This window comes from Mesorhizobium sp. M7A.F.Ca.CA.004.04.2.1, from assembly GCF_004022825.1.
Classification (GTDB): domain Bacteria; phylum Pseudomonadota; class Alphaproteobacteria; order Rhizobiales; family Rhizobiaceae; genus Mesorhizobium.
In genome coordinates this window covers 1-11380 of sequence record NZ_RZPH01000072.1, presented here as the reverse complement: position 1 = coordinate 11380, position 11380 = coordinate 1, and the positions used below count along the sequence as shown (strand labels likewise).

The 11380-nt window shown below is 62.5% G+C and carries 12 protein-coding genes and 1 pseudogene; 6 read left to right on the top strand and 7 right to left on the bottom strand.

The window, feature by feature from the left end; genetic code table 11:
- The 5 genes and pseudogenes from EN893_RS05565 to EN893_RS05545 form a co-directional block, all read right to left on the bottom strand.
- A pseudogene (locus EN893_RS05565) lies at positions 1–400 on the bottom strand (cytochrome c oxidase subunit II); the annotation flags it as partial.
- Positions 397–930: a c-type cytochrome gene (locus tag EN893_RS05560; RefSeq protein ID WP_127268117.1), complete on the bottom strand. Its 534-nt coding sequence runs from the start codon at positions 928–930 to the stop codon at positions 397–399. The gene EN893_RS05560 and the pseudogene EN893_RS05565, both read right to left, overlap by 4 nt.
- A complete protein-coding gene (locus tag EN893_RS05555) occupies positions 927–1796 on the bottom strand; it encodes a substrate-binding domain-containing protein (RefSeq protein WP_127268116.1) in 870 nt (289 codons plus the stop codon). Before EN893_RS05555 ends, EN893_RS05560 begins: the two co-directional genes overlap by 4 nt.
- Positions 1777–3657, bottom strand: coding sequence for a methanol/ethanol family PQQ-dependent dehydrogenase (locus EN893_RS05550; protein WP_127271841.1), 1881 nt, complete (start codon positions 3655–3657; stop codon positions 1777–1779). The genes EN893_RS05555 and EN893_RS05550 overlap by 20 nt, the downstream gene beginning before the upstream one ends.
- The gene (locus tag EN893_RS05545) at positions 3654–4358 is read right to left on the bottom strand and encodes a heme-binding protein (RefSeq protein WP_127271842.1); all 705 of its coding nucleotides are present in this window, start codon (positions 4356–4358) and stop codon (positions 3654–3656) included. The genes EN893_RS05550 and EN893_RS05545 overlap by 4 nt, the downstream gene beginning before the upstream one ends.
- An 820-nt stretch (positions 4359–5178) precedes the next feature.
- On the opposite strand from EN893_RS05545, the gene EN893_RS05540 reads away from it, so the two are divergent.
- Both EN893_RS05540 and EN893_RS05535 read left to right on the top strand, forming a co-directional pair.
- A complete protein-coding gene (locus EN893_RS05540; RefSeq protein WP_245465010.1) occupies positions 5179–6171 on the top strand; it encodes a LacI family DNA-binding transcriptional regulator in 993 nt (330 codons plus the stop codon).
- Between the two features lie 32 nt (positions 6172–6203).
- A complete protein-coding gene (locus EN893_RS05535; RefSeq protein ID WP_127268547.1) occupies positions 6204–6623 on the top strand; it encodes a heme-binding protein in 420 nt (139 codons plus the stop codon).
- A gap of 41 nt (positions 6624–6664) precedes the next feature.
- Here the strand turns inward: EN893_RS05535 and EN893_RS05530 are convergent, their stop codons facing one another.
- On the bottom strand, positions 6665–7696 hold the full coding sequence (locus tag EN893_RS05530; RefSeq protein WP_127268548.1) for an L-idonate 5-dehydrogenase: 1032 nt from the start codon (positions 7694–7696) through the stop codon (positions 6665–6667).
- A gap of 15 nt (positions 7697–7711) precedes the next feature.
- Positions 7712–8647 carry a 2-hydroxyacid dehydrogenase gene (locus EN893_RS05525; protein ID WP_127268549.1) on the bottom strand — a complete coding sequence of 312 codons (936 nt, stop codon included), beginning with the start codon at positions 8645–8647 and terminating at the stop codon, positions 7712–7714.
- A 129-nt stretch (positions 8648–8776) separates the two neighbouring features.
- On the opposite strand from EN893_RS05525, the gene EN893_RS05520 reads away from it, so the two are divergent.
- The 4 genes from EN893_RS05520 to EN893_RS05505 all read left to right on the top strand — a co-directional run.
- The gene (locus EN893_RS05520; protein WP_127268550.1) at positions 8777–9544 is read left to right on the top strand and encodes an SDR family oxidoreductase; all 768 of its coding nucleotides are present in this window, start codon (positions 8777–8779) and stop codon (positions 9542–9544) included.
- Complete coding sequence (locus EN893_RS05515) at positions 9513–10088, top strand: gluconokinase (protein WP_236383252.1); 576 nt, start codon at positions 9513–9515, stop codon at positions 10086–10088. Before EN893_RS05520 ends, EN893_RS05515 begins: the two co-directional genes overlap by 32 nt.
- Position 10089: 1 nt before the next feature.
- Positions 10090–10974: an NAD(P)-dependent oxidoreductase gene (locus tag EN893_RS05510; RefSeq protein ID WP_127268551.1), complete on the top strand. Its 885-nt coding sequence runs from the start codon at positions 10090–10092 to the stop codon at positions 10972–10974.
- 80 nt (positions 10975–11054) lie between these two features.
- The coding region (locus tag EN893_RS05505) for an ATP-binding cassette domain-containing protein (RefSeq protein WP_164900725.1) at positions 11055–11380 on the top strand (326 nt) is incomplete at its 3' end.

Here is an 11380-nt window from a genome sequence, read left to right as displayed (position 1 = left end):
CCCACCACCACTGGTGCCCGGTCACCCTGATTGTCAGCACAGCCTCCGAGCCTATCGCAGCCAGCGTCCTGTTGGCGAAAAAGCTTAGCAGCGTCAGTCCGATCAGGATGATGGCGGTCAGCCCGACGGCGGACGCGACCACGCGCATCTTGCGGCGTTCGGCCGCTTCGTCGAGTAAGAGGGGTTCATCGCCGGGACGCGATCGCATAACCAGCGGTGCTGCGAGAGCGATCATCACCAGCACCCACACAACCGCGCAAAGCGCGGTGAAGAACCAGATCAGCCAAGCCAACTCGCCGGCTGCGGGGCCTTTCGGATCCAGCGCCGACTGCCAGCCTGCGCATCCCTGCAGAAGAAGCAGGACACAGAGGGCGAAGGCCACCGAGGCCGGGCGCTTCACGGTGATTTGCCCAGTGTCGCGGCATCCGGCAGACGGTTTTCCGAGGGATGCACCATCATGCCGTCATTGCGTTGCGGCGCGGCGGAGGAGGGCGCGTTGCCGCCCAGTGCACGCACATATGCCGCCAGCTCCCATATCTGGTCATCGGGTATCTTCTGGCCGAAGCTCGGCATCCCGTTCGGCCTGCCGTCGCGGATCGTGGCGTGGATGCTTTCGATCGAGCTGCCGTAGAGCCACTTCTCGTCCATGAGCGCCGGGCCCATGCCGCCACCGCCATTGGCATGGCAGCCCGAGCAGTTGAACCAGCCGAACAGGCGTTTGCCCTCGCTCATGTGGAAGGCGTTGGCCTCGAAGCTCGCCGCCTTGTTATCGGTGGGGGAGGGTCGCTGTCCGCCCGGCTCCAACGTGGTCACGGGCGTCGGCTGCTCACCTGAGCCGAGTGCCGATTGCGGTCGCGTGTCGCGCTCCTCGCGCTGGCAGGCGACCAGGGCCAGCGTCAAGGGCAGTAACATCGCCAGAGCCTGCCTCATCGCGCCGGACTCCCGGCCATGTCCAGACGCGGTACGCCGTATTGCGCCAGAACCGCGTCGATCTCGGCCTTGTGTCTGGCAAGCGCGCTATTCACATCGCCACGCAGCGCATCGTCCTCGCGCCGAACACCCATTGAGATGTCGTACATTAGCGGCAGTTGCGGTCCGTCGATGCGAGGCGTGACCGGCGTGATCCGGAGCGACACCTTTTGCCTCTCGGCGAAATAGCCGGCGAGCGGACCCCAAACCACGGCAAGATCGATCTCGCCGTTCGCAACAGCTTCGACGATGCGCGCCGGAGGGTTGGGAGCGGAGTAGTCGCCATAGACGGGGTAGCCGATGAGGTGCCCGACGATGCCGCGGCGGCCAAGCGCCTGGACAGGCGGCGAGTTGGCGCCGTCGTCGCCGATGAGCTGAACACCGATACGCAATTCTTGCAACCGCGGGTCGTTGAAGGAGGCCACGTCCGGGCCGTCCTGGCGGGTTACGAAGACATAAGACGAACGGTAGTAAGGCGTGGTCGTGCGCAGCATTTCGAGATTGGCAGGCGTGCCGGGCACGAGATCGCAAAGGCCTGCCTTCAGCGTGTTGCGGATGAAGCCACGCCGCTGCGCCCACCAAGTGTACGTCAGCTTGGCGCCGAGATCAGTGGCGATAATTTCCGCGATCCTGTTCTCGAAGCCTTGACCGGCCGCGTTGGAAAACGGCATGTTGTTCGGGTCGGCGCACACTCTCAACTCACGTGGACTGGCAATAGCCGGCAAGAGCAACAAGGCGAGCCCGGCCATGCCGATCGCCACCCGTTGGAACGCCTTTCGCGCCGGACGTACGGTCAAGTCCGATCCATCAAGGCAGCCGGAACACATAAAGCGTGCCTCCCGCCGTGGTAGCGTTCTTTAGATCCTTCATCGCGTTGACGAAGCCAAGTGCCGCGGTGGCATCGCGTGGGTCGAGGTCGCCGGAAACGATGGCACCGGCCCAGCCACCGACGCCTGACAGAATTGCGACATATTGGTGCCCATCGGGGCCGCGATAGGTTATCGGCTGGCCGATGATGCCGGACGATGTCTTGAATTGCCAAAGGAGGTCGCCAGTCCTGGCGCTGACCGCCTTGAACCAGCCTTCCATGGTGCCGTAAAAGACGACATCGCCGGCAGTGACGACGGTGCCGCTCCACACCGGAAAGTTCTCCTTCAGGACCCAGGCCGGCTTGGCGGCGGCAACATCCCAGGCGGTGAAGGCACCACGATTGCCGCCCGGCCCGGGGATCATGCGTACGTTCATGCCGACATAGGGCGTGCCTGCGATGTAGTTTACCTCGACGCCTTCTTCATCCATGCAGAGATTGTTGTGGGGGATGTAGAGCAGGCCGGTCCTCGGCGAAAAGGCCGATGGCTGCCAGTCCTTGAGGCCGGACGCTGTCGGGCAAATGTCTCGCACCACCTTGCCGGTGCCGGTTCTCTTGTCGGGGTTTGCAATCAGGCGGCCGGTCTTCAGGTCGACGCCCTTGCTGGAATTGACCGGGCCATAGGCTGTGGCCGACAGCACCTCGCCAGTGGTCCGATCGAGGATATAGAGGTAGCCGTTGCGTTCCGGTCGGACGAGGACCTTGCGCGGCTTGCCTTGCCAGGTCATGTCCAAAAGGATCTGCTCGTTGATGCCGTCATAGTCATGGAGGTCATGCGGGCTCCACTGATAGAACCACTTCGCCGCTCCGGTATCGGGATCACGCGCGAAAATACCGGACGTCCATTTGTTGTCGCCGGGCCGCAAATCCGGATTCCACGGTCCTGGATTGCCTGTGCCGTGGAAAATCAAGTTCAAGTCCGGATCGTAGGAGATCCAGCCCCACATATTGCCGCCGCCGATCTTCCAGGCTTCCGGCGGCCATGTCGTCACGCCAAGGTCTGTGCCCTTGTCCATGTCATAGTGGGGCTTGAAGTCCGGGCCGATCAGCACATCCTTGTCGGGTCCAGTGCCATAAGCCGTCCAGACAATATGCCCGTCTCCGGCATCCAGCGCCTTGACCCAGCCGCGGACGCCCATTTCGCCGCCGGAATTGCCGACCAAAACTTTGCCCTTCACCACCAGCGGAGCCATGGTGATGGTCTCGCCGATGTTGATGTTGCCGATATGAGCGTTCCAGATCGGTTTGCCTGTGTTGGCGTCGAGGGCGATCGTGTGGCCGTCCAGCGTGTTGAAGAAGATGCGCCCGTCGGCGAAGGCCGCGCCGCGGTTGACGACATCGCAGCAGGCCACCCCTTGTGCCGCCGGCTCGGGGTTGGGCTCGTACTTCCACTTCATCGGCGCGCCGGGCCTGGAAAGGTCGAGCGCGTAGACGATGTTGGGAAAGGGCGTGACGATGTACATGATGTTGCCGACAACCAGCGGCGCTGCTTCCTGGCCCTTGTTCACGCCGGTGGAGAAGGTGAAGGCGACCTGCAGGTTCTTGACGTTGCCTTCGTTGATCTCGGTCAGGTCGCTGAAGCGGGTCGACGCGTAGTTCTTGGCCGGCATTGTCCATTGCCCGTCATCGGGTGGCGCGGCGGCGGCGGGCGGCGCAATAGCCGCCGCCGATGGCGGCTCCGAGGCACCGCTCAGGAATGGGCCGCATGCCAGCAGCATCACCGAGAGTATGCAGGTGCGAAAAGAATTCTCGGTCGCCAATGCGCGGGCGCCTCGTCCTGCGTCAACGCGCGCCGGTGCCGGGTGCAGCGTGCCTTTCATTTGTGGATCGAGCCTCCCACGCCGGCGCCGAGCGCCGCCGCGATGTCAGCCTCGGTACCGGCACAAAGCGGATGGCCCCAACCCGAGGCGCTTTTGCCGCCGGGATCGAGATCGTAGACGATGGCGTCCTTGCGATTGGGATTGACCCCGGCGGGAACCTTGTCGAGGCCGAGCGCCGCGCGAACACGCCAGGCGACATTGTGATCGGCGCATGAGGAATCTCCGGAGACCCCGATCCCTCCGACGATGCTCTTGCCGTCATAGAGGGCAAGCCCGCCGCCAAACACAACGACGCCTCCAATCGGCTTGCCGACAAGGGGATCGCTGGCGCTTCCGAACGTTTTGGGATCGCCCGCATAGGCCGCGGCCTGGTTAACCGGATTGGTCTCCTGCAAGCCGAAAAGCGGCCCGCCAGGTTGCGCCCCCGCGTAGAGATTGGCCGTCGATAGGGCCATTTGCGCCAAGCTGAGCCCATTGGCCGTATTGGCCTTCTCTGCCGCGACGAGGCGACTGCCTGGCCATTGGGAATCGGCGGTGGGACCGCTGAAAGCGATCGCGCACACGGCGCCGTCGCGGGCAACGACAGCCGCCCATTCGTTAGTCTCAAAGCCTCCGTTGGCAGGTCCGCCGCTCGCTTTCACATTGGCCTTGAGGACAGCGAGCAGCTTATCGTGGTGGGCCGGGCAGGGCGCCTGTGCCATGGCTTGGCCCTGTGGGGACAGGCCACCCGCCAACACCAGGCCAAAGGCAGATAAGAAAAGCTGACAGCGGTACATTGTCCTGCCCATTGGTTCGAGCATCAAAGAATCATGGAGCACTCTGTCAGACTGGAGAATGCGAGAAAGAATCCGTGATCCAATGCCGTCGATGTCTAACTTGGGCGATGCAGGTATGTTCCTGCTTTTGGAAAAAATGCACAGTTCCCGTCCGGTGAATGGCAAGGTTGCCGTCTGTCCCGCCGGCTGCCGGCTCATCGCACCTAGTAAGCACTTGGCATTATCGGAGAAGCGGAGCGGTTGCGGGACCATACGGACGATCCACCCGGCAATGAGGGGTTAGCGTAGTCCGGAGTGCTTCGTAGTGGTTTTTCGCAGAAAAACCAACGGTTTGCGGTTCATCTCATTCACAATCGGACCCACATTATCAACTGAAGTCTTCGATTGCCTAAGTCGCTGATTTCTTTGGCCTCGTGCAAATCTGGGTGTAAGGGCAGCAGATCCATCTGACGGTGCTTTGACGGTAATTTTCGTACGCGACTCAACGTTCGAGAAAAGAACCGTCACCCAGTGCTCATGACAATACCTAGACACATATGGTCGTTGTCTTGTTCAGATGGTATCGATAACATGTCCTTCGCGTGGAGTTTGATTCCAAGGGGTGGCTCATGATCGATGCAGGACGCCGCAGAGACCTTGTGACCGAACGTCTAGCGCTTCCCTTGGGCAGGCCTCAGCCGGCCGGTGGAGCGGCATGATGGCCAAGGCTGCCTCATCTAGGCCCCTCGAAAGCCATGCGCCAACTATGGTTGACGTGGCGCTGCGGGCAGGTGTGTCCACCATGACCGTTTCACGCGCCCTGAAAGAGGGCAGCCGGGTTTCCAAGGCGACGCGGGAAAAGATCATGGCTGCGGTCAACGAGCTTGGTTACGTGCTCGACCAGTCAGCCGGTACCCTGTCCTCGCGCAAGACTGGATTTGTTGCTGCAATGGTTCCATCGCTCAACAATTCCAACTTCGCCGACACGGCGCGCGGTATTACGGATGAACTGGAGAGCACGGGACTCCAGCTTCTTCTCGGCTACACCGACTACACGGTCGAGAAGGAGGAAAAGCTGATCGAAGCGATGCTCCGCCGACGGCCGGAAGGCATCATAATGACTGGAGGAGCCCATACGGAGCGCGCCCGCCGCCTTCTTGATAACGCGGGCATCCCGGTAGTCGAAACCTGGGAGTTGCCGTCGAAACCCATCGATCAGGTGGTCGGGTTCTCCAACGAAGAGGCGATGGGGCTTCTCGTCAAAACGCTGGCCAGGAAAGGCTATCGAAAATTCGGCTACATCGGTGGCACGACCTCGCGCGACACGCGCGGCAGCCAGCGGCGCGAAGGCTTTGTCCGAGCCATCGAGGAACTCGGCCTGCCGACCGGCCGGCTTGTCTCCTTCGGCGTGCCACCGATCTCCATCGAACAAGGTGGCCAGGCGGTTGTGAGCATGCTGGAACGCTGGCCGGACACCGAGGCCGTGCTCTGCGTTTCCGATCTCTCGGCCTTTGGCGCGCTGATGGAATGCAAGCGTCGTGGAATGCGGGTCCCGCAGGACATCGCCATTGCCGGCTTTGGCGACTATGAGGTTGCCGCCTTCTGCCATCCCGGCATCACAACCGTGAACGTGGACTGCTATGGCATCGGACAACAAGCTGCCCGCAGGCTTATCCAGATCATCCGCGGCGGCGAAAAGAAGCACGAACAGGAAATCATCCTGACCGGGTATCGCGTCGTCGAGCGCGAAAGCACCTGAACTCCTTCAGCAAATTCCAAAACAGTAAAGGCATAGCGATGTTTCGAAAGACCATCAGCCTCACGCATGACGGCGCGTTGAAAGCCGTGGCTGCCGGAGCCGCACGCGCCGTCACGATAGGGGTGCCGCAATGTCTTGTGGTTGTCGATGCAAGCGGCGAGACCATCGCCAGCCTGCGTATGGACGGCGCACGGTTCCTGAGCCTGCACACGGCGCGGGCAAAGGCGCGCACGGCGGCGTCGATCAACGCCGCCACCGGCGGCATGGCGCCCGAAGCAGCAACCTTGGCTGGGATCGCCTCACAGGGCGGCGTGACCAATTTGCCTGGCGGCCTGCCGATCCGCTTCGATGGCCGCCTGGCGGGCGCCATCGGTGTCGGTTCGGGAACCGGCGAGCAGGATTTCGACGTGGCACGCGCCGCGCTGGCGGCGATCGGCGCCGACGCGATTTAAAGGCGATGTGTTGATGCGCTTCCAGCGCATCCGAAGGATCTTCAGAACGCGATCTGGACCTTCATCGACCTGTTGCGGTCACCAGCGATCTCGAAAGCGGTAACCGCCTCGTCGAGCGGATAGATGCCTGATAGCAGCGGTTTGACATCCACCCGGCGGTGGTTGATCAGGTCGACGGCGAGCGCGAATTCCTCGTGAAAACGGAAGCTGCCGCGCATCTCGATCTCTTTGGCGACGATCAGGTTCTGCGGGAGAGACACGTCGCCGCCAAGGCCGAGCTGCATCAGCACGCCGCGCGGCTTCAGCACGTCGAGTCCGGCCCGTGCCGCGCGCTCGTTGCCGGAGCATTCGAACATCACGTCGAAACTGCCCTTTTCGATGTTATAGGCAGCGAGCTTGTCGGCGTCGGTGGCGACATTGATGGTGCGGTCAGCGCCGATCTCCCGAGCCTTTTCCAGCACGGCATCCATGACGTCGGTGACGATGATTTCGCGCGCGCCGTGGGCTCTGGCTGCCAGGATGCAAAGCGCGCCGATCGGCCCGCAGCCGGTGACCAGAACGCGTTTGCCGAGCAGCGAGCCGGCGCGGTTCAGGGCATGCAGCGTAACCGCAAAAGGCTCGGCGAAAGCGGCCTCGTTGATGGAGATATGGTCGGCGATTTTATGACATTGCCACGCCTCCGCGATCAGGCGCTGGCGGAACGCCCCTTGTATATGGGGCATCGGCATGGCGCTGCCATAGAAGCGCATGTTGAGGCATTGGTTCTGCATGCCTTGCAGGCAGTAGCGGCAGGCGTTGCAGGGTCGGCTGGGCGAGATCGCGACGCGGTCGCCGACAGCGAGTGTGGAAACGCCGCCGCCGATGACCTTTACTGTGCCGGCAACCTCGTGGCCGAGGATCATCGGTTCGCGCAGGCGAATCGCGCCGAAGCCGCCATGGTTATAGTAGTGCAGGTCCGAGCCGCAGATGCCGCCGGCTTCGACCGCGATCTCGACCTGTCCGGCGCCGGGGGAGCCCGGATCGGTCTCCTCTATCCGCAGGTCTTTTATCGCGTGGATGACGATCGACTTCATGATGGAATCTCTTTCTCAAACGACCGGTGTCAGCAAGGTCTGTCCGCCGAAATGGGCCGCGAGATTGTCGCGAACGAGCTGACCCATTGCCTTGCGGGTCTCCACCGTGCCGCTGGCGTGGTGCGGTTGCAGCACGACATTGGAAAGCTTCAGGAAGCGATCGTCGATCGTTGGCTCGTTCCAGAACACGTCAAGGCCGGCGCCCTTTATGGCACTGGATTCCAGGGCCGCGAGCAACGCGGTCTCGTCAACCGTGCTGCCGCGCGAAATATTTATGACGATGCCGTCAGGCCCGAGTGCAGCCAGAACATCCGCATCGATGATGTGCTTCGTGCTGTCGCCGCCAGCGAGCGTCACAATCATGAATTCACTCTGTCGCGCCAGTTCGACCAGATCGCCAACGAATGCGTAGGGCAAGTCATCGCGCTTACGCACGTCGAAATAGGCGACAGCGCAGTCGAAGGCTGCGGCGCGCCTGGCCACCGCCGCGCCGACGCGGCCCATGCCGACAATGCCCAGCCTTTTCCCGCAAACGCGCGTCACCAGCGGCATGTTGGCCTTGCGCCAGCTGCCATCGCGGACGTAGGCGTCGGCCTGCGGGATCTTGCGCGCCACTGCCAGCAGCAGCCCGATGCCGATATCGGCCACGTCCTCGGTCAGCACGTCAGGCGTGTTGGTGACGCGGATGCCGTTTGCCCTGGCGTAAGCAAGGTCGATGGCGTCGGTGCCGACGCCATAGCAGGAGACGATTTCAAGCTTCGGCAGTTTCGCCATCAGCGCCGCACTTGCCCCAAGCTCGCCGCGCGTTGCGATGGCACGAATCGCGCCAGCTCGGCTTGCGATAAGCGCGTCCTTGTCCTCCGCCTGCCAGAGCTTGTGAACGCGATATCTCGCCTCGAGGTCTTCCATGTCCCAATCCGGATAGGGGCCGGTCATCAATATATCGGTCATGGCGTCGTCTCCTCAGCAAGTTCATTTTTCCCATTGACTATGTTATCGATAACATTCATGTCAATAGGCACTGGCGGCGGCGCGGTGGAAATCATATCCGCTTCAGGGGACAGTCCTCAGGAGGAGCGCATGAGCAGTTCGTTGTTCGATTTGACCGGCATGCGGGCGCTGGTCACCGGCTCGGGTCAGGGGATCGGCCTGGCGCTGGCAGAGGGGCTGGCGCAGCACGGCGCCGAAATCGTGCTGAACGGGCGCAACGCTGAAAAAGTCGCGGCCGCTGCCGATGCGCTGGTGGCCCGGGGATACAAGGCTCGCGTGGCGGTCTTCGACGTGACCGATCACGCTGCGGTCGTCAAAGGCGTCGCCGAGATCGAGGCGACGATCGGCGCCATCGACATTTTGATCAACAATGCCGGCATGCAGTTTCGTATGCCGCTCGAGGACTTCCCTGCGGACAAATGGGACGAGCTGCTGCGCACCAACATCTCCAGCGTGTTTTTCGTCGGGCAGGCGGTGGCGCGGTACATGATTGCGCGCAAGTGCGGCAAGATCATCAACATCGCCTCGGTACAAAGCGAGTTGGCCCGCACGAACATCGCGCCCTATACCGCCACGAAGGGAGCGGTGCGCAATCTGACGCGCGGCATGTGCGCCGACTGGGCCAAGCATGGCCTGCAGATCAATTCCATCGCGCCGGGCTATTTCAAGACGCCGCTCAACCAGGCGCTGGTCGACAATCCCGAATTTTCGACATGGCTGACCAACCGAACGCCGGCCGGACGCTGGGGCGATGTCGGCGAACTGATCGGCGCGGCAGTCTTCCTGGCCGGACCGGCCTCATCCTTTGTCAACGGACACACGCTCTATGTCGATGGCGGCATCACGACCTGTCTTTGAGCCCGCACTCATCGTCGTGATGGGTGTCAGCGGCTGCGGCAAGACCAGAATCGGAGTCGAGATTGCGGAGCGGCTCGGCCTCCCCTTCATCGAAGGCGACACGCTGCATCCGCCCGGCAATGTCGAAAAGATGTCGGCCGGCATCCCGCTCGCCGATGACGATCGCTGGCCGTGGCTGGATCTGGTGGGTGCAGCCTTGCGCCAGGCGAACGAGGAGGGCCGTGGGCTTGTCGTAAGCTGCTCAGCGCTGAAGGAATCCTACCGTGATCGGCTTCGCCATGCGGTGGGCGGGTCGGCGGTTTTCATATTCTTGGAGGGGTCGCGCGCGCTGCTGCAAGCCAGACTCGCCGAGCGTGGCGGCCATTTCTTTCCGCCGGCGCTGCTCGATAGCCAATTCGCTGCGCTGGAAAATCCGGATGGTGAGAAGCTAGTGGTCACCGTGGATATCAACGCTCCGGTCTACAGCATAGTCGACGCGGCTTTGGAGGGGCTGGGCACTCTCAGTGTCGCACCCGCTGCCGGGACAAAGAGAGAGGCACGTTGACATGACAGAAGCAGCACAAATCGCCGTTGTCGGCGCCGGCATCATGGGATCGGCGATTGCCACCCGCCTGATCGAGACCAAGCAGACCGTCACGATGTTCGATCTGGACAAGGCCAAGGTTGCCGCCCTGACCGCGAAGGGTGCGGCAGCCGCCGCGTCTGTCGCCGAGGCGACACACGCCAGCAGCTTCGTCATCCTCAGCCTCAACCATGCCGATATCGTGCGTTCGGTGGTGTTTGGCGACGGCGGTGTCGCGGCTGCGGCGTCGTCCGAAAAGCTGCTGATCGACATGTCGTCGATCGACCCGGCCGACACCGCTGAGATGGCGAAGAAGCTCTTTGCCGAGACCGGCATGAAATGGCTCGACTGTCCGCTGTCGGGCGGCGTTCCCGGTGCGCTCGCCGGCCGGCTGACCGTCATGGCGGGCGGCGAGGCGGCAGACTTCGAACACGCGCGCACGGTGATGCGGCATCTCTGCGCCAACTACACGCTGATGGGGCCGAGCGGGGCAGGGCAGACAACCAAGCTGATCAACCAGCTTTTCTGCGCGGTGCTGTTCCAGGCCGTCGCCGAAGCGGTGAAACTCGCCGAAGCCGGCGGCGTCGATCCCAAGGCCATCCCGGCGGCGCTGAAGGGCGGCAGGGCCGATTCCAGCATCATGCAGGAGTTCATGGCAAAGTTTGCCGCTCGCGATTTTTCAGCCACCGGACGCATCGACAACATGCTGAAGGACCTCGATTCGCTGCAGGCCTTTGCGCTGAAGACCAAGACGCCGATGCCGATGACCGGGCAGGTGGTCGAGATCCATCGCCTGCTCTGCGCGGCCGGGCTGGGGTCTAAGGATTCGGCTGAAATGATGCGCCTGCTCGACGGCAAGACCAGCTGAGCGGCGAGCCCTGGACTTTGTCGCTTGACGCTCAGAAATGTTATCGATAACATCATTTGGCGATCTTGGGAGGAACGCTTGTGTCTGAGGAAAAATTGATCGAATTCAAGTCGATTACCAAGGAGTTCGGCGGCACCCGCGCGCTCTCCGACGTGTCGCTCGATCTGCACAAGGGCGAGATCCTGGCACTGCTCGGCGAGAACGGCGCCGGTAAGTCGACGCTGATCAAGACGCTTGCCGGCATCTACCGTCCCGATGGCGGCAGCATCCTGTTTCGCGGCGAGCCTTATCATCATCGCCCGCCGCGGCCGAACCAGCGCCAATCCGTCGCCTTCATTCACCAGGATCTCGGCCTGATCGAGTGGATGACGGTCGGCGAAAATGTCGGCCTCGCGCAGGGATTTTC

Excerpts from the sequence above, each read along its gene's own strand:
- EN893_RS05515 (WP_236383252.1), top strand. The coding sequence starts at position 9,513 with ATGTCGATGGCGGCATCACGACCTGTCTTTGAGCCCGCACTCATCGTC.
- EN893_RS05550 (WP_127271841.1), bottom strand. The coding sequence starts at position 3,657 with ATGAAAGGCACGCTGCACCCGGCACCGGCGCGCGTTGACGCAGGACGA.
- EN893_RS05520 (WP_127268550.1), top strand. The coding sequence starts at position 8,777 with ATGAGCAGTTCGTTGTTCGATTTGACCGGCATGCGGGCGCTGGTCACC.
- EN893_RS05560 (WP_127268117.1), bottom strand. The coding sequence starts at position 930 with ATGAGGCAGGCTCTGGCGATGTTACTGCCCTTGACGCTGGCCCTGGTC.
- EN893_RS05530 (WP_127268548.1), bottom strand. The coding sequence starts at position 7,696 with ATGAAGTCGATCGTCATCCACGCGATAAAAGACCTGCGGATAGAGGAG.
- EN893_RS05540 (WP_245465010.1), top strand. The coding sequence starts at position 5,179 with ATGGTTGACGTGGCGCTGCGGGCAGGTGTGTCCACCATGACCGTTTCA.
- EN893_RS05545 (WP_127271842.1), bottom strand. The coding sequence starts at position 4,358 with ATGGCACAGGCGCCCTGCCCGGCCCACCACGATAAGCTGCTCGCTGTC.
- EN893_RS05525 (WP_127268549.1), bottom strand. The coding sequence starts at position 8,647 with ATGACCGATATATTGATGACCGGCCCCTATCCGGATTGGGACATGGAA.
- EN893_RS05555 (WP_127268116.1), bottom strand. The coding sequence starts at position 1,796 with ATGTGTTCCGGCTGCCTTGATGGATCGGACTTGACCGTACGTCCGGCG.
- EN893_RS05510 (WP_127268551.1), top strand. The coding sequence starts at position 10,090 with ATGACAGAAGCAGCACAAATCGCCGTTGTCGGCGCCGGCATCATGGGA.